General features: G+C 74.4%; 18 protein-coding genes. 10 read left to right on the top strand and 8 right to left on the bottom strand.

What is annotated here, in order from left to right; all coding sequences use genetic code 11:
• Positions 1-22 precede the first annotated feature (22 nt).
• On the top strand, positions 23-1,480 hold the full coding sequence (locus JX575_RS18215) for a hypothetical protein (RefSeq protein ID WP_186339454.1): 1,458 nt from the start codon (positions 23-25) through the stop codon (positions 1,478-1,480).
• Positions 1,473-2,528 carry a hypothetical protein gene (locus JX575_RS18210; protein WP_186339453.1) on the top strand — a complete coding sequence of 352 codons (1,056 nt, stop codon included), beginning with the start codon at positions 1,473-1,475 and terminating at the stop codon, positions 2,526-2,528. The genes JX575_RS18215 and JX575_RS18210 overlap by 8 nt, the downstream gene beginning before the upstream one ends.
• A 9-nt stretch (positions 2,529-2,537) precedes the next feature.
• Here the strand turns inward: JX575_RS18210 and JX575_RS18205 are convergent, their stop codons facing one another.
• Genes JX575_RS18205 through JX575_RS18195 form a run of 3 tightly spaced genes read right to left on the bottom strand, consistent with a single transcriptional unit; the run spans position 2,538 to position 6,132 of the window.
• Complete coding sequence (locus tag JX575_RS18205; RefSeq protein WP_186339452.1) at positions 2,538-4,010, bottom strand: carboxyl transferase domain-containing protein; 1,473 nt, start codon at positions 4,008-4,010, stop codon at positions 2,538-2,540.
• Between the two features lie 29 nt (positions 4,011-4,039).
• Positions 4,040-5,557, bottom strand: coding sequence for a M1 family metallopeptidase (locus tag JX575_RS18200; protein ID WP_186339451.1), 1,518 nt, complete (start codon positions 5,555-5,557; stop codon positions 4,040-4,042).
• Positions 5,554-6,132, bottom strand: a complete 579-nt coding sequence (locus JX575_RS18195; protein ID WP_186339450.1) for an RNA polymerase sigma factor — start codon at positions 6,130-6,132, stop codon at positions 5,554-5,556. The genes JX575_RS18200 and JX575_RS18195 overlap by 4 nt, the downstream gene beginning before the upstream one ends.
• Positions 6,133-6,152: 20 nt before the next feature.
• Here JX575_RS18195 and JX575_RS18190 point away from each other — a divergent pair, with 20 nt between their 5' ends.
• Complete coding sequence (locus JX575_RS18190) at positions 6,153-7,667, top strand: serine/threonine-protein kinase (RefSeq protein WP_186339449.1); 1,515 nt, start codon at positions 6,153-6,155, stop codon at positions 7,665-7,667.
• 9 nt (positions 7,668-7,676) lie between these two features.
• On the opposite strand, the gene JX575_RS18185 is transcribed toward JX575_RS18190, so the two are convergent.
• On the bottom strand, positions 7,677-8,306 hold the full coding sequence (locus JX575_RS18185) for a hypothetical protein (RefSeq protein WP_186339448.1): 630 nt from the start codon (positions 8,304-8,306) through the stop codon (positions 7,677-7,679).
• A gap of 26 nt (positions 8,307-8,332) precedes the next feature.
• Positions 8,333-8,986, bottom strand: coding sequence for a hypothetical protein (locus JX575_RS18180; RefSeq protein ID WP_186339447.1), 654 nt, complete (start codon positions 8,984-8,986; stop codon positions 8,333-8,335).
• Positions 8,987-9,048: 62 nt separating this feature from the next.
• Here JX575_RS18180 and JX575_RS18175 point away from each other — a divergent pair, with 62 nt between their 5' ends.
• Complete coding sequence (locus JX575_RS18175; RefSeq protein WP_186339446.1) at positions 9,049-10,548, top strand: amidohydrolase family protein; 1,500 nt, start codon at positions 9,049-9,051, stop codon at positions 10,546-10,548.
• Positions 10,549-10,639: 91 nt separating this feature from the next.
• Here JX575_RS18175 and JX575_RS18170 read toward each other — a convergent pair whose 3' ends face one another.
• Positions 10,640-11,788 carry a PucR family transcriptional regulator gene (locus tag JX575_RS18170; protein ID WP_241005246.1) on the bottom strand — a complete coding sequence of 383 codons (1,149 nt, stop codon included), beginning with the start codon at positions 11,786-11,788 and terminating at the stop codon, positions 10,640-10,642.
• Between the two features lie 136 nt (positions 11,789-11,924).
• On the opposite strand from JX575_RS18170, the gene JX575_RS18165 reads away from it, so the two are divergent.
• The 5 genes from JX575_RS18165 (at position 11,925) to JX575_RS18145 (ending at position 17,246) form a co-directional block, all read left to right on the top strand.
• Positions 11,925-13,055 carry a ferredoxin reductase gene (locus JX575_RS18165; protein WP_186339444.1) on the top strand — a complete coding sequence of 377 codons (1,131 nt, stop codon included), beginning with the start codon at positions 11,925-11,927 and terminating at the stop codon, positions 13,053-13,055.
• 33 nt (positions 13,056-13,088) lie between these two features.
• A complete protein-coding gene (locus JX575_RS18160) occupies positions 13,089-14,321 on the top strand; it encodes an acyl-CoA desaturase (protein WP_186339443.1) in 1,233 nt (410 codons plus the stop codon).
• Between the two features lie 654 nt (positions 14,322-14,975).
• Complete coding sequence (locus tag JX575_RS18155) at positions 14,976-15,206, top strand: hypothetical protein (RefSeq protein ID WP_206054446.1); 231 nt, start codon at positions 14,976-14,978, stop codon at positions 15,204-15,206.
• A gap of 198 nt (positions 15,207-15,404) precedes the next feature.
• Positions 15,405-15,659, top strand: coding sequence for a hypothetical protein (locus JX575_RS18150; RefSeq protein ID WP_186339442.1), 255 nt, complete (start codon positions 15,405-15,407; stop codon positions 15,657-15,659).
• Between the two features lie 75 nt (positions 15,660-15,734).
• Positions 15,735-17,246 carry a hypothetical protein gene (locus tag JX575_RS18145; protein WP_186339441.1) on the top strand — a complete coding sequence of 504 codons (1,512 nt, stop codon included), beginning with the start codon at positions 15,735-15,737 and terminating at the stop codon, positions 17,244-17,246.
• Here the strand turns inward: JX575_RS18145 and JX575_RS18140 are convergent.
• Together JX575_RS18140 and JX575_RS18135 are read right to left on the bottom strand one after the other, a co-directional pair.
• Positions 17,243-18,169 carry an oxidoreductase gene (locus JX575_RS18140; protein WP_186339440.1) on the bottom strand — a complete coding sequence of 309 codons (927 nt, stop codon included), beginning with the start codon at positions 18,167-18,169 and terminating at the stop codon, positions 17,243-17,245. The two genes, JX575_RS18145 and JX575_RS18140, sit on opposite strands and share 4 nt — an antisense overlap.
• Positions 18,166-19,005 (bottom strand): maleylpyruvate isomerase family mycothiol-dependent enzyme, encoded by an 840-nt coding sequence (locus tag JX575_RS18135; RefSeq protein ID WP_186339439.1) that lies wholly within the window; start codon positions 19,003-19,005, stop codon positions 18,166-18,168. Before JX575_RS18135 ends, JX575_RS18140 begins: the two co-directional genes overlap by 4 nt.
• Before the next feature lie 172 nt (positions 19,006-19,177).
• Here JX575_RS18135 and JX575_RS18130 point away from each other — a divergent pair, with 172 nt between their 5' ends.
• Complete coding sequence (locus tag JX575_RS18130) at positions 19,178-20,815, top strand: carboxypeptidase regulatory-like domain-containing protein (protein ID WP_186339438.1); 1,638 nt, start codon at positions 19,178-19,180, stop codon at positions 20,813-20,815.
• Positions 20,816-20,962: the final 147 nt, after the last annotated feature.

Below are 20,962 nucleotides of genomic sequence, written 5' to 3'. Positions count from 1 at the left end.
ATCGTGAGGAAGGAGCTGGCGGATGCCCCACAACGCCGCTGCGGCAGCCCCGGGCGAGCCCACGGCCTCGGCACTGCTGGCCCGTGCCCAGCAGGTCGCCGAAGAGCTGGTGGGCGAGGCCCGCCGGGAGGCCGACGCGCTGACCGGGGACCTCGCCGTCCTGCGCGAGGAGCTGCGCCGGCTCACGGGCGAGGCGGAGGCCGACCGGGCCGAGGCTGGCCGCGTACGCCGGCAGGCGGAGGAGGTGCTCGCCGGCGCGTCGGAGGAGGCGGCGACCATCGTGGTCGACGCCAACGAGCAGGCCTCGCTGCTGATGTCGTCGGCCGGGAGCGCCCGCGACCAGCAGGTCGAGGCGGCACGGGCCGAGGGCGCCGACCTCCTCGCCCGCGCCCGTGAGGAGGCCGGCGCGCTCCGTGCCGAGGCCGAGCACGTCCGCGACACCGCCACCGCCGCCCGCGACGAGCTCCTCGCCGGAGCCAGGGCCGAGGCCGAGTCGACGCTTGCCGCCGCCCAGGAGGCGGCCGCGCAGGTGCTCGAGGAGGCGCGCGCCGGTGGCCAGCAGCAGCTCGACACCGCCATGGCGGAGGCGGAGTCGCTGCGGGCGAGCGCCTCGACGGAGTCGGCCCGCATGCGCGACGAGGCCGCCCTGCACGTCGAGGAGATGCGCCGCACCACCGGCGCGGAGGTCGACCGCATGCGCCGGTTGGCCGAGGAGACGCTCGCCGCGGCCCGCGCCGAGAGCGAGGACAAGCTCCGGCAGGCCGCCGAGCAGACCGACTGGGCGACCCGCACCGTCCGCTCGGTGCTCGACGGGGCGGCCGCCGAGGCCGACGCGATCCGCAAGGCGGGTCATGCGGAGATCGGCGAGCACACCCGCGTCGTACGCCGTCGCCTGCAGGGCGTGATGGCAGCGGTCGCCGGGCGGATGGCCCTCGAGCTCTCCGAGGCGAGGCGCCGTGCCGAGGAGATCACCCGTGCCGCGGGCCTGTCCGCCGCGGAGATGGAGAGCGAGGCCAAGTCGACGCTCGCCCGCGCCGAGGCCGATGCCGCCCGCATCGTCGCCGACGCCACCGACGACGCCGAGCGCGCCGTGGAGCGCCTCGAACGCCGCCGCGCCGAGGCCGAGGCGGGCGCCGCGAGCCTGCGCGCGCTCGTCGCCGACGAGGTGACCCGCAGCCGCGCCGAGGCCGCCGAGGACCGGCGCCGCGCGCGCGAGGAGGCCAACGCGCTGGTCGCCGAGGCCCGCGCGGAGGCCGACCAGCTGCGCGACGGCGCGCGTCGCGCGCTCGAGCGGGCCCGCACCGAGGTGGCCCAGCTCCAGTCGCAGCGCGATGGCATCGCGGCCGAGCTCGGCCAGCTCTCCGGAGTGATCGCAGCGCTGTCCGTCCCCGACCGCGGCGACGCCGCCCCCACCGACCCGTCCGCCCACCCCCCGAGCGAGCCCCCCTCGTCACCCCACCAGGAGAACCCGGATGCCTGAAGAGATGTTCACGACCGTGCGCCGCGGCTACGACCCGACCGAGGTGGAGCGAGCCGTCGGTCAGGCCCGCAACGAGGCGGCCGAGCTGCGCGAGCGCCTCGCCGCCGCCGAGCAGGCCGCCGAGCAGGCCCGCGCCGAGGCGGCCGCGTCTCGCGACGCGCTCGTCTCGCGGGAGTCGCAGGAGCCCGAGCTCCCGACCTTCGAGCACCTCGGCGAGCGCGTCGGGCAGATCCTGGCCCTCGCGGAGGCCGAGGCGGCCGAGATCCGTGACCGGGTGCTCGGCGAGGTCGAGACGCTGCGCAAGGAGGCCGAGCAGGAAGCAGGAGCGATGCGTGCCGACGCCGACCGCTACGCCGACGAGACCCGCCGCGACGCCGACGCCGAGGGCGCCCGGCTGCTCGCCGACGCCCGGAAGGCCGCCGACGGCGAACGCGACGCCGCCGAGCGCGACGCGTCCGCCCGGCGTGCCGAGGCCGAGGCGGTCTACGAGGACCAGCGGGCCAAGGCCGCCCAGGCCGCCGCCGACTTCGAGACCACCCTCGCCGAGCGCCGGCAGAAGGCGACCGCGGAGTTCCAGGCCCAGCAGGCGGCGACGCAGGCCGAGCTCGACGCGATGACCGCCCGCAACAAGGACACCGAGGCGACCCTCGAGCGCAGCCGCGCCGAGGCCGAGCAGCGGATCGCCCGCATGCTCGCCGAGGCGGAGGAGCGGGCCACGACGCTGGTGAGCGAGGCACGTGCCTCCGCCGACCGCGTACGCGTCGAGTCCGAGCGCGAGCTCGCCGCCGCCGCGCAGCGCCGCGACAGCATCAACGCCCAGCTCTCCAACGTGCGGCAGATGCTCGCCACCCTCACCGGCACCGTGCCCGGCGTGGCGCTGCCCGGCGACCTCCCCGCCGCGTCCCCGCACGGTGACCCGCTCGACGACGCCGCACAGGAGACCGACGCCGCGCAGGAGACCGACGACACCCCGGAGAAGGCCGGCGAGGTCTCCGACCCGGCCACGGCCGACTCGGAGCAGGCGAGCGACGAGACGCCGGAGCGGTAGCCCGGCGGCTCAGACGTAGCGGCGCGCGCGGTCGGCCGCCGAGCCGGGACCGGACGCCAGGAGCGTGCCGAGCTCGTGCTCGAGCACGGCGCCGACCCGCCGGCAGAACTCCTCCGGCTCGTCGGCCGCGTCGGGCTTCTCCGCCACGATGCGGTCGACGACGCCCCGGCGGTGCAGGTCGATGGCCCGCACCTGCTGCGCGCGGGCCATCTCGGCGGCGTGGTCGCGGTCGCGGTGCACGATCGCCGACGCGCCCTCGGGCGGCAGCGGTGAGAGCCACGCGTGCTGCGCCGCGACGACGCGGTCGGCGGGCAGCAGTGCCAGCGCACCGCCGCCGTTGCCCTCGCCCAGCATCAGGCACAGTGTCGGCGCGTCGAGGGTGACCAGATCGGCCAGCGAGCGGGCGATCTCGCCGGCCAGCCCGCCGTTCTCGGCGTCGGCCGACAGCGCGGCGCCCTGCGTGTCGATGACGGTGACGAGCGGCAGCCCGAGCTCGGAGGCCAGCCGCATCCCGCGCCGGGCCTCGCGCAGCGCCTCGGGGCCCATCGGGTGGTCGGTGGTCTGACCGCGCCGGTCCTGGCCGAGGAGGACGCACGGCGCCTCGCCGAAGCGCGCCAGCGCGATCAGCAGCCCCGGGTCGCTCTCGCCCTGACCGGTGCCGTTGAGGGGTACGACGTCGCGCGCGGCGTAGCGCAGCAGCCGGCGCACGCCGGGGCGGTCGGCGCGCCGCGACCGGGTGACGCAGTCCCAGGCGTCGACGTCCGGCACGGCGTCCTGGCCGGGGTCGGGCACCGTGACGACGCCGTCGCGGGCCGCCATCAGGATCGTGAGCGCGCGGTCGAGGATGTCGGCGATCGCGTCGGGCGGGAGGACGGCGTCGACGATGCCGCGGGCATAGAGGTTCTCCGCGGTCTGCACGCCCTCCGGGAACGGGCGCTCGTAGAGCGCCTCGTAGACCCGCGGGCCGAGGAAGCCGACGAGGGCGCCGGGCTCCGCGACGGTGACATGGCCGAGCGAGCCCCACGACGCCATCACGCCGCCGGTGGTGGGGTGGCGCAGGTAGACGAGGTAGGGCAGCCCGGCGTCGCGGTGGGCGGCGATCGCCGCCGAGATCCGGACCATCTGCACGAACGCCGGGGTCCCCTCCTGCATCCGGGTGCCGCCGCTGACCGGGGCCGCGACCAGGGGCAGGCCCTCGCGGGTGGCGCGCTCGATGCCGGCGACGATGCGGTCGGCCGCGTCCCGGCCGATCGACCCGGCCAGGAAGCCGAACTCGCTCACCAGCGCGGCGATCCGGCGCCCGCGCAGCCGCGCCTCGCCGGTCAGCACGGACTCGTCGACGCCCGACCTCTCCGCGGCCGCGGCGAGCTCGGCGGCGTACGCCTCGCTGAGCGGCCCGCGCGTCGGCGGGGTGTCCCAGGACGACCACGAGCCCTCGTCGAGCACCAGGTCGATCAGGTCGTGTGCGGAGAGGCGGCCCATGGGGCGAGGGTATTGCGGGCCGGTGCCGCTCAGCCCTGCGGGACCCCGCGCCCGGGCGTACGGGTGCCGGTGATCCACCGGTCGAAGAACGCCGACAGCTCGCGCCCGGTCTCGGCCTCCCAGTGGTCGTAGAGCTGCTCGCGCGACACCGACGTGTTGTCGTGGGCGGCCAGCCACGACCGGGCGACGGCGTAGAACTCCTCGTCGCCGAGGTCGACGCGCAGCTCGTTCCACATCAGCGCGGGCGTGTAGTAGATGTTGGAGCCGCCGAACTGGCGCGGGTCGTAGGCCCCGGGCGGTCCGTACTCGTCGCGCAGCTGCTGGTCGATCAGGCGGGCGCCGCGCAGGCTCTCGCGCAGCGGCCGGATGTCGTGCTCGTCCTCGTAGGTCCACTGCAGCAGCATCGTCATGCCCTCGTTGAGCCAGACGTCGCGCCAGTCGGCCGGCGAGACCTGGTCGCCGTACCACTGGTGCACGATCTCGTGGGCGACGACCTCGGGCGACAGCACGTAGTCGTTGTTGCCGAGGGTGACCATCGTCTGGGTCTCCATCGCGCTCTGCGAGTCGGTGACGACGAGGCCGAGGGTGTCGAAGGGGTAGTCGCCGAGCTTGGTCTCGATCCAGTCGACGGTGGCGGCCGCGGTCTGGATCGACGAGAGCGGACGCGTCATGCCGCGCGGGGTCCAGTAGTCGACCCGCAGCCCGCCCTCGGTGGTGGTGCTGCTGTGGGAGTAGTCGCCGATGGCGAGGGTTATGAGGTAGGACGACGCCGGCTCGGTGAGCTGCCACGAGGTGGTCGTGCCGTCGTCGTCCGTCGTGAGGTCGGTGAGCCGGCCGTTGGCGATCCCGGTCCAGCCGCGCGGCGCGTGCACGGTGATGTCGTAGAGAGCCTTGTCGGAGGGATGGTCGTTGACGGGGTACCACGTGAAGGCGCCGTGGGGCTCCTGCATCGTCCACACCTCGCCGGCGTCGGTGACGGTGAAGCCGGTGCTGGCGAAGTCGCCGCGGGTGGTGGGCGCCGGGATCGGGCGGGGCGTGCCGACGTAGTCGAGGGACAGCTCGTAGCGCTGGTCGGCCTCGATGGGCGCGTCCACGACGAGGTCCTTGCCCCGGCGGGAGAACGCGGCGGGCTCGCCGTCGAGGGTCAGCCGGCCGACGGTGAGCGGGCGCCCGAGGTCGAGCTGGAAGCGCGGCGCGCTGCGGGTGGCGCGGAACGTCACCGTGGCCGACGCGGTCAGGTGCTCGGCCTCGGGGTCCCAGTCGAGGTCGAGGTCGTAGTGCAGCGCGTCCACCCGCGGGTCGCCCACCGCGGGGTAGAGGCTGTCCTCGCGCGGGGTCGACACCGCCACGTCGAGGTCGGGCTCCACCCGCTCGGCGACCTCCGGGTCCGAGACCGGCGAAGCCGTGGCCTCGCCGTCCCCGACCGCGGCGGCCGGGGCGGGGTCGCTGAGCTCCTCGGGACCGGCGGCACCGCCGCCGGAGCACCCGGCCAGGACGGCGAGGGACAGGCCCGCCGCGAGCACCGCGCGGACGGGCCGGTGCCTCATCTCTCGCCCCGGAGCAGGGGGCGGGCGAGCTTGCGGCCGTGGTGGATCTGCGCCTTCACCGTGCCCAGCGGGGCGTCCACCAGCGCGGCGATCTCGTCGTAGGGCAGGCCGTAGACGTCGCGCAGCAGCAGCGGCTCGACGAACTGCGGGTGGTCCTTCTCGATGGTCTCCATCGCCTCGAGCAGGTCGAGGCGGGTGCCGGCGATCACGCTGGTCGTCCGCGGGTCGGGACGGTCGTGGGCGCCGTCCTCGAAGTCGGTCGGGGTGGCGAGGTTCTTGAGCCGTCGGTAGGTCGTGCGCGCGCTGTTGACCGACACAATGTGCAGCCAGGTGGTGAACCGCCCGCGCTCGCCCCACGAGCCGATCTTGGTGGCGACGTTGAGCATCGCCTCCTGGCACGCGTCCTCGGCGTCGCCGGAGTAGGGGAGCACCCCGCGGCAGATGTTGAGCACCCGCGGGCGCACGGCGGCGAGCAGCTGCTCGAGCCCGTCGCGGTCGCCGTCGCGGGCGCGACGAGCCAGCTCGTCGATGTCGTCCGGCGTCAACGCGTCGCCGTGGTCCCCGGAATAGCTCACGCCTGCACGATAATGCCCGGGTGTCCGCTCCCACTCGTCTCGGTCGCTACCCGGTGCGCCGCCGCATCGGGGCGGGAGCGTTCGCGACGGTCTGGCTGGCCTACGACGAGCACCTCGACTCGGCGGTGGCGATCAAGGTCCTCGCGGACAACTGGACCGGCGACCACCACATCCGCCAGCGCTTCCTCGAGGAGGGCCGCTTCCTCCGCAAGGTCGAGTCGCCCCACGTCGTGTCCGTCTACGACGCCGGCGAGCTCGACGACGGCCGCCCCTACCTGGTGATGGCGTACGCCGACCAGGGCACCCTCGACGACCGCCTCGACCTCGCGCCGCTGTCGCGCGCACAGGCGCTCTCGGTGATCACCCAGATCGGGCGCGGGCTCACCGCGCTGCACGACCGGGGCGTGCTGCACCGCGACGTCAAGCCCGGCAACGTCCTCTTCCGCACGGTCGACAGCGGCCGCTCCCCGCACATCGTGGCGATGCTCGGCGACCTCGGTCTCGGCAAGGCGATGGACATGTCCTCGCGGCTCACGATGGCCGGCGGCACCCCCTCCTACGTCGCGCCGGAGCAGGCGCTCGGCGAGGGGCTCGACGCGCGCGCCGACCAGTTCTCCCTCGCCGCCCTGACCTACCACCTCCTGGCCGGTCGCCGGCCCTACGCCCACGCGAGCCTGGCGGCCGCGGAGAACCCGACTCCGCCCGAGCCGCTGGGGATCGACAACCCGGCGGCGGACGCGGTCGTGCTCCGCGGCCTGGCCAAGGACCGCGACGACCGCTTCCCCGACGTCGCGTCGTTCACCGCGGCACTGGCGCAGGCACTCGGCGAGGAGGCCGGCGACCTCGACGAGACGCCCACGCCGTGGATCCCCGCCGACGCCGAGCTGACCTGGGCCTCGCGCCTCACGGGGCAGGTCGGGGCGTCGACCGACCCCCACTCCGACGCCCACACCGACTCCGACTCCAACTCCGACTCCGACTCCGACGTCGGCTCCGCGCCGCCGCGCCCGCGCCGCCGGTGGCCCTGGGTGGCGGCAGCCGCGCTGGCGCTGGTCGCCGGCACCGGCGCCGGGTGGACGCTGGAGCGCGAGACCACCTCGGAGCGCACCATCGAGGACGTCACCGGGACGATCGCCCTCACCGTCCCGAAGGCCTGGACCGCCCAGGTCGACCCCGAGCAGTGGACACCCGTCGACGGACGCGCCGAGCAGCCGTCGGTCGCGTCCGGCACCCGGGCGGGGTGGAACTCCGCCGACGACCCGGGCGAGGGCGTGTTCGTCGCGATCCTGCCCGGCGAGAAGCTGCCCTCGCGGGTGCCGGGCCACGCGGAGTGCCCGGTCGAGCGCGGTCCCTACTTCGACGAGAAGGACGACGAGACCATGACGGTGTTCTTCAGCGGGTGCCCGGGCGTCGACTTCATGGTCGAGCGGGTCATCCGGGTCAACCAGAACCAGCTCCTCTGGGTGCAGATCCGCAGCAACGACCAGCGCGTCGCCCGGCGGGTGCTCGACTCGGTCCAGGCCTTCGGGGTCTGAGCGGGCGGCTCAGCCGAGACGGACGCCCGACCCGACCCGCGCGATCAGGTCGGCCATCCCGGGGTCGTCGACTTTGCGGCCGGTGACCGCGATCTCCACCTGGGCGTTGTCGGAGCCGGTGAGGTCGAGCCACCGCAGGTGGCCGTGGCGCAGGTGGTTGGCGGCGACGAAGCTGAAGTGCAGGCTGTCCCGGGTCTGCGCGATCACCTCGACGTTGCTCTCGTCCTCGCGGAGCTCGGCGAGCCGCCGGTCGAGCGTCCACTCGATCGATCGGCGGTTGCTCAGCACCTGCTCGACCCTCAGGACGTAGCCGAAGTCGGGCTGGCCGGACGGTCGCCACTGCCACTCGTTGAGCGAGTTCTCGAAGAACGACCACCCCTTCGGCACGGGCAGGGTCATCCGGAAGCTGCCCGTGCCCACCGACTGCCGCACCAGCGCGATGCCCGGCGCCAGCGGCGGCATGTCCGGGTCGGGCAGCAGCTCGGGGACGGGGTCGACCGGCAGGCTCGGCGAGGCGGCGACGGGTGACGCGGTGCCCCCGCCGGGCGGGTTCTCGCCGAGCGCCCACGACGCGCCGAAGCCGGCCGCCGCTCCGCCGGCGAGCACCACCACCAGGACCGCCGTCCCCCGCCAGCTCACGGGCCCAACCTAGTGGCCGGGACCGCTCAGCCGACAGGCCCGCCGCCGGCGCCCCGCATCCCGTCGCCCACCCGGCGGATCAGGTCCCGGGCGCCCGGGATGTCGCGCTCACGTCCGTGGACGACGATCTCCACGTCGGCCTGGCCGCTGGCGTCGAGGTCGAGCCAGCGCATGAAGCTGTAGCGGGCGTTGCCCTCGTTGCTGCGATAGGTGTATTCCAGCGTGTCCGCGCCACGGTCGAGGATCACCACGTCGTCCTGCTCGGCGCGCAGCCGCACCTCGCGGATGTTGATGGCGGCCTCGATGGTGATGTCCTGGCTGTCGATCTGCTCGATGCGCATCACGTAGGTGTTGTTGGACGTGCCGGGCTTCTTCCACTTCCACTCGTTGCTCGCGTTGGCGTTGGTGGTCCAGCCGACCGGCGCCGGGAAGGTGATCTCGAACTTGCCGGTGCCGAGCGTGGCCGGCCGCATCTCGATGCCCGGCTCCAGCCGGGGGTCGTCGGGGTCGTCGGCGAAGGGGCGCGGGGCCTCGACCGGCATGTCCGGCGCCCGGGCCGGCACCGGTGAGGCGACGCCCGTGCCGATGGAGTCGTCGCGGGCCTGCGCGGACGCCACGTAGCCGCCCCCGACGCCGAGCGCCAGGAGCGCGACCAACGCCATGAGCCCCCGCCACTCCACGCCGGTCATCATGTCAGCCGGGCGGGTGTCGCGCGCTCCGACGCACCTCCTACGGTGGCGCCATGCTGATCCGCGACACCCGCCTGGTCGCCCTCACCGAGACCGCGCCCGGGCCGGTCGACGTACGCCTCGACGGCGGCCGGGTGGTCGAGGTCGGCCGCGCGCTGCCGACCGGCGACGAGTCGACGTACGGGCCGACCTACGACGCGGGCGGGCGCTGGCTGATGCCCGGCCTCTGGGACCAGCACGTCCACCTCGGCCAGTGGACGCTCGCCTCGGCGCGGCTCGACCTCGCGCCGGCGCGCTCGTCCGAGGACGCCGTGGCGCTCGTGCGCGAGCGCCTGGAGCAGTGGCCGGACCTGCCGGTCATCGGGTGGGGGCACCGGCCGACGGCCTGGCCCGACAACCCCACCGTGTCCGACCTCGACGCGATCGGCACCGACCAGCCCATCGTCCTCATCGCCGGCGACGGCCACCACGGCTGGCTCAACACCATCGCGCTCCACGCCCTCGCCCTGCCGATCCGCGACAGCGTGGTGAGCGAGGCCGAGTGGTTCATGGCCTACGGCCGGCTGGCCTCGGTGCTGGGCCAGGACGGCACCGGGCCCGAGGCCTACCGGCGCTCGATGGAGGCCGCGGCCGCGATGGGGGTGGTGGGGCTGGTGGACCTGGAGTTCAGCGGCGGGGTGGGCGACTGGGTGGCCCGGTGGGCCGGGGGCGCCGACCTGCTGCGGATCCGCCACGCCTGCTACGCCGATGGCCTCGACGACGTGCTCTCCCGCGGCCTGCGCTCCGGTGACCCGCTCGACCGCGACCCCCGGCTGACGATGGGTCCGCTCAAGATCATCAGCGACGGCTCGCTCAACACCCGCACCGCCTGGTGCTGCGAGCCCTACGCGGAGAAGGCGGTCGCGGGCTTCGAGGAGGGCCAGCCCAATCAGTCGCCCGAGGAGCTGCGCGCGCTGCTGGCCCGAGCCGCCGCGGGCGGCCTCGAGGTGGCCGTGCACGCCATCGGCGACCGCGCGGTGACCGAGGCGCTGGCGGCGTTCGAGGAGACCGGTGCCCGCGGGAGCGTCGAGCACGTGCAGCTCACCACCCGCGACGACGTACGCCGGATGGCGCGCCTCGGCGTGCGCGCGAGCGTGCAGCCCGCCCACCTGCTCGACGACCGCGACGTGACCGACCGGCTGTGGCCCGGGCGGTCCGAGCGGTGCTTCCCGCTGCGCTGGATGCTCGACGACGGCGTCGAGGTGGTGCTGGGCTCCGACGCCCCGGTCTCCCCCCTCGACCCGTGGCTGGCGATCGCCAGCGCCGTGCACCGCTCCGGCGACGACCGCGAGCCGTGGCACCCCGAGCAGTCGATCACCGCCCGCGAGGCGCTGGCCGCGTCCACCGACGGCTGGGGCACGGTCGCCGTCGGTCACCCGGGCGACCTCGTGCTGCTCGACGCCGACCCGCTCGAGGGGGTCTCCGACCGCGAGCACGCCCGCCGGCTGCGGGCCTTCGGCGACCACGTCGTCGCGACCTGGGTCGCCGGCGAGCCGGCGTACGCGCGCCCCTGACGCGGCGGGGTCTCCCGGCACGTCGTGGTGGATCCGAGCCACCGGGCGGCTCGGATCCACCAGGATCACGGTCTTCGCGAGGTCGGTGCCCTCAGGCCAGCGCCAGCGTCGCCTCGAGCACGAACGCCGGGTCCTCGAGCCGGTCGCCGTAGACCTCGCGGAGCTGGCCGACGCGATAGCGCACGGTCTGGGGGTGCACGAAGAGCTCCTCGGCGACCGCGTCGCGTCGCCCGTGGTGCACCAGCCAGCTGCGCAGGGTGTCGGTGAGCTTCTCGGCGGTCGACGGGCGCAGGTCGGCGAGTGGCGCGAGCACGCGGGCGCGCAGGTCGGCGCGCGCGGACGGGTCGGCGGTCAGCACCAGGGACGCGAGGTGGTCGTCGGAGTCGACGAGCCCGTGGACGCCGAGTGCCGTGCAACGCAGTGCCCGGCGGTGCGAGGCGACCGCGTCGAGCCAGGGCACGGCCGGGCCGACGACGGCGTCGGTGCCGCGGAGCGAGTGGAGCAGCGTGCGGCGGGAGGCGGCCGAGCCGGTCGTCGGCACGAGCAGCGCGGCGTACCCCTCCCGCAGGCCCGGGACGTCGTCGTTGGGGTGGAGCGTGCGCGGGTCGAGGGCGGTCAACGTGTGGGAGACCTGTGACTCGGGCAGCACGATCGCGGTGAGCGCGCCGGGCGGCTCCCAGTCGGCCCGCTCGGCGGCGGCGTTGACCGCGTCGGCCGGCGCGCCGGTGAGCAGCGCGCGCGCCAGCCGCTCGCGGTTGCGCTGGCGGACGCGCCCGCTGCTCTCGAGCTCGTCGGTGTGCCCGGCGACGGAGGCCGCGGACAGCTCGTCGATGTAGGCGAAGACGAGCTCGGCGAAGCTGGCGAGCTGGCCGGCGTCGACGCCCGCCTCCACCGCGACGTCGGCCATGTCGCGCCACGAGGCGCGCGCGCCGATGCGGTAGGCGGCCAGGAGTGCCTCCACGGTGCGCCCGCTGCGCGCCTCGCCGCGCCCGAGCTGGTAGGCGCCCTCGATCGCCGGGGCCTTGGGTGCCTCGGCGTCCTGGCGGGTGGCGAGGGTCAGGAAGCCGCCCAGGGCGAGCTGCACGGCGTTGCGGATCACCTCGCCCATCCGCCCGCTCCACGCCCCGGCATAGCTCGGCACCTCGTCGACGATGGTGAGCACGGCACGGTCGGCGACCTCGGCCAGTCGCGAGCGCAGGGCCGCGGCCACCTCGGGGTCGAGCCCCACGACGGTGGGCACTTGTGTGGCCGGACGCACGGGGCGGGTCGCCATTGGCCCTCCTGAGGCGAGTCTTGTTCGCAGCGAACAAGAGCATAGCCCCGATTCACGTGCGAGGGGCAGGAAGCAGGGGCCGCGATCGGACACATTGGATGTCATGACCACGACTCTCGAACCGCCCGCACGCGGCGGCGCCCGGAGCCGTCGACTGGCCGACCAGCTCGTCCGCGTCGCCGAGGCGGCCACCACCCCCTACCTGCCGTCCGACTTCATGGACCTCTTCGCGCCCCTGCGCTCGGGTGCCGACCTGCGCGGGCGCATCGAGTCGATCCACCCCGAGACCGCCGACGCCGCCACCATCGTGATCCGCCCGGGCGCCGACTGGGCCGGGCACGTCCCGGGCCAGTACCTCCGCATCGGCATCGACGTCGACGGGGTACGCCAGTGGCGCGCCTACTCCCTCACCCACGGCCCGCGCGCCGACGGCCGCATCTCGATCACCGTCAAGGCCGTCCCCGACGGCCTGGTGAGCAACCACCTCGTGCACCGGGCGCGCCCCGGCACGCTGGTGCACCTCGAGCAGGCCGCCGGCGAGTTCGTCCTCCCGCCCGAGGGCGGCCGCTTCCTCATGGTCACCGCCGGCTCGGGCATCACGCCCGTGATCGGCATGCTGCGCAACCTCTTCCCGAGCACCGACGAGGGCGTGCTCCGCCCGGCCCGCAGCGAGGTCCACGACATCGTCGTGGTCCACGTCGCGCCGAGCCACCCCCACTCGATCTTCATCCGCGACCTCGAGGCGCTCCACGCCGCCGGCGCCATCCGCCTCGTCGCGCGCTACGACGACGAGCACGGCGTCCTCGACGTCGCCGACCTCGCCGCCCTGGTGCCCGACCTCGCCGAGCGTACGACGCTCGCCTGCGGGCCGGCGGGCCTGCTCGACGCCCTCGCCGCCCACCACGAGGCTGCCGGCCTGACGCTGACCACCGAGCAGTTCCGCACCGCCCGCGTCGAGCCCGGCGAGGGCGGCACGGTCACCTTCACCTCCGGCACGACCGTCGACGTCGACGGTGCCACGCCCATCCTCGACGCCGCCGAGGACGCCGGGATGCTGATGCCGAGCGGGTGCCGGATGGGCATCTGCATGGGCTGCGTGATCCCGCTGCGCGAGGGCAGCGTCCGCGACCTGCGCAACGGCGCGATCACCACCGCGGTGCCCGGCGAGACGGGCGACATCAAGGTGCAGACCTGCATCAACGCCGCCGCCGGCCCGTGCCACATCGACCACTGACCTGACCTCCCCGACACCCACCAGGAGATCGACATGACCACGATCCAGAAGAAGGCCGTGCTCGGCCAGACCAACCCGATCGCCCACCTCACCGAGGCCGACATCGAGCAGATCGGCATCGAGCTCGACGCCATCCGCCAGGACGTCCTCGACGACCGGGGCGCGAGCGACGCGGCCTACATCCGGCGCGTCATCGACACCCAGCGCAAGATCGAGCTCGGCTCGCGCGCCGTGCTGCTCTTCAGCGCGTTCCCGCCCGCCTGGGTGCTCGGCACGCTGGGCCTCAGCGTCTCGAAGATCCTCGACAACATGGAGATCGGGCACAACATCCTCCACGGCCAGTGGGACTGGATGCGCGACCCCAAGATCCACTCCTCGACCTGGGAGTGGGACATGGCCTCGCCCGCCGAGCAGTGGAAGCACAGCCACAACGAGCTGCACCACACCTACACCAACGTCATCGGCAAGGACAACGACCTCGGCTACGGCATCATGCGCGTCGACGAGGACCAGACCTGGGCGCCGGCGCACCTCGGCCAGCCGCTGTGGTGCTTCATCAACGCCGTGTTCTTCGAGTACGGCATCGCCGCCTACGACCTCGAGCTCGGCGCGGTGATCGCCAAGAAGCAGACCAAGGACCCCGACTTCCGTCGCCGCGCCAAGGCCGTGCTGGGCAAGATCCGCAAGCAGGCGACCAAGGACTACGTCGTCCACCCGGCGCTCTCGATCCCGACCGGGTCGTTCCTGCCGACGCTCGCGGCCAACTTCACCGCCAACGTGGTGCGCAACCTGTGGTCCAACTCCGTCATCCTCTGCGGCCACTTCCCCGAGGGCGTCGAGACCTTCGAGAAGCGCTCGATCGAGGGCGAGACCAAGGGCGAGTGGTACGTCCGCCAGATGCTCGGCAGCGCCAACATCTCCGGCTCCCCGCTCCTCCACCTGATGACCGGCAACCTGTCGCACCAGATCGAGCACCACCTCTTCCCCGACCTGCCGTCCAACCGCTACGCCGAGATCGCGCCCAAGGTGAAGGCCCTGTTCGACAAGTACGACCTCACCTACTGCTCGCGCCCGATGCCGACGCAGGTCGCCTCGGCCTGGCACAAGGTCATCCGCCTCTCGCTCCCCAACGGCTGGCTCGCCACGACCAACAAGAAGAACGCGCCGCAGCAGCTCGCGGTCCTCTACAAGATGGCCACCGGCGACCGTCGCACCCGCCGCCTGCTCGGCCGCAAGCTGGAGAGCGAGGCCCGCGCGGCCGCCTGAGCCGCCCGTCCGGCACCGGTCTTGTACCTCCGTGGAAGCGCGGATGTATCAGGACCGGGTCGAGCGCATCCTTGTTGTCGTGAGCATCGACATGGGGGAGTACGAGATGAGCACGAGCACCACCAAGGTGACGAGCACCACGGGCGTGTCGCGATGATCCGCATCGGGGCGGTGGGGGAGCCCGCCTACGACACGAGCGCCGAGACGCGCCCGCCAGTGCCTCGGCAGCGTGCCGCTGTGGTCGTGGGGGCCACGGCGCGCCAGCCGGTCGCCTGAACACCCGAGACCGACAGCACAGGGGGCTGACGGTCGAGAGCCGGGGGTCGAACGCCGGGCGGTCCACGGGCCGCCCGGCGCAACGACCCCCGGCTCTCGTGTCGAGTGGGCGCGTCCTGGCGCGGGATACGGGTCGAGTCGGCACGTCCTGACCCGCGAGGAGGGTCGAGTCGGCGCGTCCTGACCACAGAGGAGGGTCGAGTCGGCGCGTCCTGACCACAGAGGACGCAGGACGCGCCGACTCGAGCACAGATCCGGTTCACAACGCGCCGACTCGAGCACGGATCCGGCGCACGACGCGCCGACTCGACGCAGGTGTGGGCCACGACAGTGGCGAATCCCCGCGACACCGGTGACCCGATGTGGAAGTCTGGCCGCGTGCCAGCGCCCGAGGGATTCGACTACACGGTCCGCGGCCCGGAGGTCGTCATCACCCACCACGGCCGGCGGGCCACCGTGCTGCGCGGCCCGGCCGCGCAGCGGTTCCTCGACGACGTCGGGGACGACGGCGACGCGGGGGCGCAGGAGCTGATGGCGCGGGTCACCGGCAACTACCGCCGCGGCAACGAGCGGATGTCGCGCAACCACCCGCGCAACGCCGGCCGCTGACCCGTCCGGGTGGCACCCGGCGTCGTCCGGCGTCGTCCCGCTCCAGGACGTGCGGGATACGGGCCGCTGGTCTGGACCGTGTCCGGGAGACTTCCCGAAGGGTTGCCGCAGGCGGGGCTGCTCGCCGCCGATCCCTCCTAGGCTCCGGCCCGGGCTGTCCGAGGGGACAGCCGAGCGGTGACACGAGGAGTCCCAACGATGAAGCACGACCGAGACAGCCGCCCGGTGGACCTCACCGGCCGCATCGAGTCGCTCGAGCACGTCACCGGCTGGCTGGTCGCCCGGCGGGAGTCCGAGGCCGCCGACGCAGACGTGATCCCGATCCGTGAGGCGTCCCGTGTCCGCGTGCCCGTGCCCCGACGCTCGCGCGTCTACCTGCGCGGCGCCGGCGCACACGGCTCCTTCGCCGAGCTCACCCTCACCGCTCCCGTGCCGCGTCGTCCCGCCGACTGACGGTGTGAGCCACGCATCGGAGCAGCCCCGTTGCGCCTCCCGGGCGCGGGTGTCCGGCTCACCTAGAGTCGCCCGGTGGTCTGGCTGGTCGGTGCTTTCCTCCTGCTGTGGATCGCGCTCGGACCGGGCGTCCTGCTCCTGGCCGCCGCCCTGCTCGCCGTGCCGCGCATCCGGTGGTGGGTCCAGGACCGCGTCCACGTCAGCCGTCGCGTCGCTCTCCGGTCGGCGGGCGCCCTCCTGGCCGTCGGCCTGGTGGTGGTGCTGGTCCCCGACGGATGGCTGCCGGTGCCGCCGGCACCCGGCGCCCTGGCCGGGCCGTCGTACGTCGGACGCCCGGCGTCCGCCCAGCCCCTTCCGGCCGAGGAGGTCCCGCAGAATCCGCACCGCAGCGCCGACGACCCGGCCGCCCGCCCGGGACCGCTGGGCCGCCAGCCCGAGGTGGACACCGCCTGGTACGGCCTGCAGCGGTGCGGCCGGCTCGAGCTCACCTCGACCGAGCACCTCGTGGGGCTGTGCGCGTCGGGCTCGGGCCGCAGCCTGCGGGTGATCGACCCCGAGACCCTGCGGCCGGTCGCCTCGCACGACGTCCCCGACGTCCCCGACGCCCCCGACGGCGCCGGTTGCGACGGCGAGGCGATCTACCTCGACGCCGCCGACCGCGCCGTGCTCGTCACCGGGGAGCGGCAGGTGCTCGCGGTGCGGACCGCGCGCGACGGCGAGCCCGACCTCGGGACCGACGCCACCTGGGACCTCAAGCCCTACGTCCCCTACGGCGACTGCCTCGTCACGGTCGCGCCCGACTGGTCGGGTCGCATCTGGTGGGCCTCGCACGCCGGCCTCGTCGGCACGCTCGACCCGGCCACCGGCCAGGTGGGCGTCGCCGACCTCGGCGAGCGGATCGGCCGCGACGTGGCCGTCGACCCGCGAGCGGCGTACGTCGTCACCGACGAGGCCGTCCACCGTCTCGTCGCCGGGGAGGACGGCACCCCGCAGCCCACCTGGCGCAGCGCGTACGACGGCGGCAACGGGTCGGAGCCGGTGCTGGTCGACGGTGGTGCGCTCGCCCTCACCGACGAGGTCGAGGAGCGGCTCGGTGTGCGGTTCGTCGCCCGCGACGACGGGCGCACCCTGTGCCGGCAGGAGGTCTTCGAGGCCGGCAAGGGCGCCACCGACAGTCCGCTCGCGGCCCTCGGATCCGGGGTCGCGGTGACCAACAACGCCGGCTACCGCTCGCCCCGTAGCACGCTGCTCGGCTTCACCACCCGGTCCGGGATCGCCCGGGTCGACCTGGCCGACGGCGCGTGCACGCTGCGCTGGACCAGCGACGTCGTCTCGCCCAGCTCCGGTGCGGTGGTCAGCCGCGCCACCGGCCTGCTCTACGCCTGGACCAAGCGGCCCTCACCAGCCGGCGTGAGCGCGTGGTACCTCACGGCCGTCGACGCCCACACCGGGCGCACCAAGTGGGGCGTGCGCACCGGCACGGGGCTGCTCGCCGGCAGCGACGGCTCGCGGATCACCCTCGGGCGCGACGGGTCGGCCTACGCCGGCACGATGTCGGGCATCGTCCGGGTGCACGACCGCCGCTAGGGCCAGGCGAGCCCGACCGTCGCCTCGCTCATCTCCCACAGCCGGCGCTGCGCGTCCTCGTCGCGGGCCAGCGGCGTGCAGCCGACGATGCGCGGCGCGCCGGCGGCCTCGCCGGGGCCACCCGGCCCGACGTACGTCCCACCGGGCAGCTCGGCCGTCGCTGCCATCAGCGTCGGCTGCGCCCCGGCCTCGGCGGACTGCGAGACCAGCTTGACGGCCCGGTCCAGGACGGATGCCCGCAGCCCGTGCGTCGTGCCGAGCTGACCGTTGACCGCGAGGTGGGTGCCGGCCAGGCCGGGGTGGGCGGCGAGCGCGCGCACGGGCAGGTCGGCCCGGCGCAGCCGGCGCTCGAGCTCGTGGGTGAAGAGCAGGTTGGCGAGCTTGGTCTGGCCGTAGACGCGCCACCGGCTGTAGCGCCGCGGCTCCCGGAGGTCGCCCACCGGCGCCGACCGGGCCACCCGGTGCATCTGCGAGGACAGCGTGACGACCCTGCCGTCGCCGGAGGCAGCCAGCTGGTCGAGCAGCAGCCCGGTGAGCAGGAACGGGCCGAAGTGGTTGGTCGCCATCTGCGACTCGAGCCCGTCGGCGGTGCGGCGCAGTGGCGGGGCCATCACGCCGGCGTTGTTGACGAGCAGGTGCAGCGGGCCGAGATCGGCCGCCGCCTCGCCCGCGCGGCGCACCGACGCGAGGTCGGCGAGGTCGACGACCAACGACGGGGTCTCGGCGCCGGGCACCTCGGCGGCGATCGCGTCGGCCGCAGCACGCAGCTTGTCGGGCGTACGCCCGGCCAGCACCACCCGCGCGCCGTGGCGGGCGAGCTCGAGCGCGGTGTGGAAGCCGAGGCCGCCGATCGTCGGTCCGGTGACCAGCGCGGTGTGACCGCCCAGGTCGCCGATGTCGGCGCTGGACCAGGCGGTGCTCACGGCGTCACCGCCATGGAGGCCAGGACGCGCTCGCCCAGGGCGGCGTCGCCGGAGAGGCGTACGTCGACCCGGTCGGCCGCGCGTCGGCCGCCCGCCAGCAGCACGAAGCCCTCGCGGTCGGTCGCCAGGGTGAGGGCCGGCTCGCCGTCGCCGGGACCCGCGGGTCGCCCGCGACCGTCCTGGCCCACGACGACGGTCGCCGGCGGATGGCCGGACACCGCGAGGCGTACGACGGATCCGACCGGGGCCTGCGCCCGCTTGGCGACGACGTAGGGGAGGCTCTCCAGCAGGTAGTCGGTGGTGTGCACGGCGGGCGCGGAGTCGAGGTTGCCGGGCAGGTCCAGCGCCCGGCGGACGTCCTGCTCGTGCATCCACACGTCGAGGGGCCGGTTGCGCAGGAGCAGCTCGGTCGTCCAGCCGATGGCACCGAAGGCGCCCGGCGCCGGCGCGGACGGATCGGTGGGCGGGTCGGCCAGCAACCGGGCATGCCGCGCGGTCGCCGACTCGCGGATCTCGGTGATCAGCGCGTCGGGCGTGTGGTCGCGTCGGGCCAGCACGCCCTGCTCGGTGAAGCTCACCATCGCCCCGCGGAGGTGGGCGGCATCGCCCACCTCCCCCTCGTCGTGGGGGCGGCCGGCCAGCAGTGCCTCGAGGTGGGCGGTGTGGGCGGCGACCGCGTGCACGTCCCAGCCGGGCAGGTCGGTCGAGGTGCGCCACCCGTCCTCGCCGATGCCTTCGAGCAGGCGGGTGAAGGAGTCCACCGCCTCCCACCACACCGTGACGAGGGCGGCGAGGCGATCCTGGTCGGTCCGCGGGTCGCGCCGCACGTCGTCCATGGCGGACAGAGTAGGCGCTGGGAGGGTTTCACCGGAGCGACGGCGCTCGGCCGGACGCGCGCATCCGAGGGACGTGCCCCATGCGGCCGCGCGAGGAGTCCCGTCGCCATACTTCTCCCGATCATCGACCGCGCCGATCGGCGGCGCGAGTCCTTCGACGTGGGGGAGCTTCATGAACGCACGCCTGCGGCGGCCTGCCGCTGCACTGATCACGACCACGCTGGTGGCCGGCGTCCTTGGCCTCGCGCCCGCCGCGCACGCCGCCGACGGCACCATCTCGGGCATCGTCACAGGCTCGGACGGCCCGCTCGACGACGCCGGAGTCGACCTCTACGCCTTCGACGCCGACGATGCGCGCTGGAGCCTCGTCGCCGGCACCCACACCGATCAGGCCGGCGGCTACTCGATCGCGGTGGCGCCCGGCCAGTACCGCGTGCGCTTCGAGGACACGTACGCCGGACACGTCACGGAGTACTACGACGACGCGCGCCGTGTGGACGACGCGGACACCCTCACCGTGCCGAGCGGTGGCACCGTCGCGGCCAGCGCCCAGCTCGCTCCCGGCGCGCACATCACCGGCACCGTCACGGGTCCGGACGCAGACGCCGACCCGAGCGACATCGTGGCGGCCGCCTACGAGGTGGTCGAGGAGCACGGCTACGTCGCCTACGAGTGGGCCAAGACGGCCTTCGTCCAGGACGACGGCTCCTACGACATCGACGGGCTCGCGGCCGGCACCTACCGGGTGGAGTTCAGGGACAACGCGGACGTCGGCTCTCGCACCTACGCCACCGAGTACTACGACGACCAACCTTCCCTCGACGCCGCCGAGGACGTCGTCGTCGCCGAGGCGGCGACGGTCGCCGGGATCGACGCCGAGCTGTCGCCCGACGCCCAGGTCTCGGGACGGGTCACCGGCCCGACCGGGGCGGGCATCGAGGGCGCCTGGATCTCCGCGCTCGTCGAGGTCGGCGACGACTGGACCCCCGTGGGGAGCGGCCGCACCGGTACGGACGGCTCCTACGTGCTCGACGGACTCGCGGCGGGCACCTACCGCATCGAGCTCGGCGCCAACGTCGAGGGCACCTACGCCTACGAGTACTGGAACGACGAGGCTCGCCTGCGGAACGCCGACGACGTCGTCCTCGCTGCCGGCGGCGCACGAGCGGGCATCGACGCCAGGCTGGTGCCCGGCGAGCACGCTGCCGAGACGACCGTGACCAACACCGTCGCGCCGAGCATCAGCGGCGCACCCGTCGTGGGGTCCACGCTGACCGCGTCCATCGGCACCTGGACGCCGACCCCCACCGTGGTCTCCTACGAGTGGCTGCGCGACGACCTGCCCATCCAGGGCGCCGGCGACTCGACGTACGTGCCGGCCGCCGAGGACGTCGGGGCACAGATCACGGTGGTGGTCACCGCCGGTGCCGTCGCCCACCTCTTCGGCCGCGCCGAGTCGGCCCCGACGGCGCCCGTCACCGCCCCCGTCACGCCCGAGCCGACGCCCGAGCCGACGCCCGAGCCGACGCCGGTGGGCCTCGCGGCGATCCTCGCGGGTGTCGACGTCAGCGGGAAGCCCAAGGTGGGCAAGACGCTCAGGCTGTCGGGGCTCGACAAGCTCTTCCGCGCCAGCACGCCGGTGACCTACAGGTTCCAGTGGCTGGCGGGCAAGAAGAAGATCAAGAAGGCCACCAGGTCCAGGCTCACGCTCACCCGGGCCATGAAGGGCACGAAGATCTCGGTGAAGGTGACCGCCAAGGCCGCCTCCACCACCAGGTCGGTCACGATCAAGGTCGGCAAGGTGCGCTGACCAGCTGAACCGCACGTGCGCGAGGGCCGGATCCCGCTCGGGGGTCCGGCCCTCGCCGCGTCCTGGCCGAGCACCCCGACGGGTCGGGGTCCACCGATCCGGCGCCGCCCGCCCCTACGCTTCCGGCAGCGCCCGGCCCCGAGCCGG

The organism is Nocardioides sp. zg-1228, from assembly GCF_017086465.1.
In the GTDB taxonomy this organism is placed as follows: domain Bacteria; phylum Actinomycetota; class Actinomycetes; order Propionibacteriales; family Nocardioidaceae; genus Nocardioides.
The sequence above is the reverse complement of the archived record's forward strand: the minus strand, read 5'-3'. Positions and strand labels throughout refer to the sequence as shown.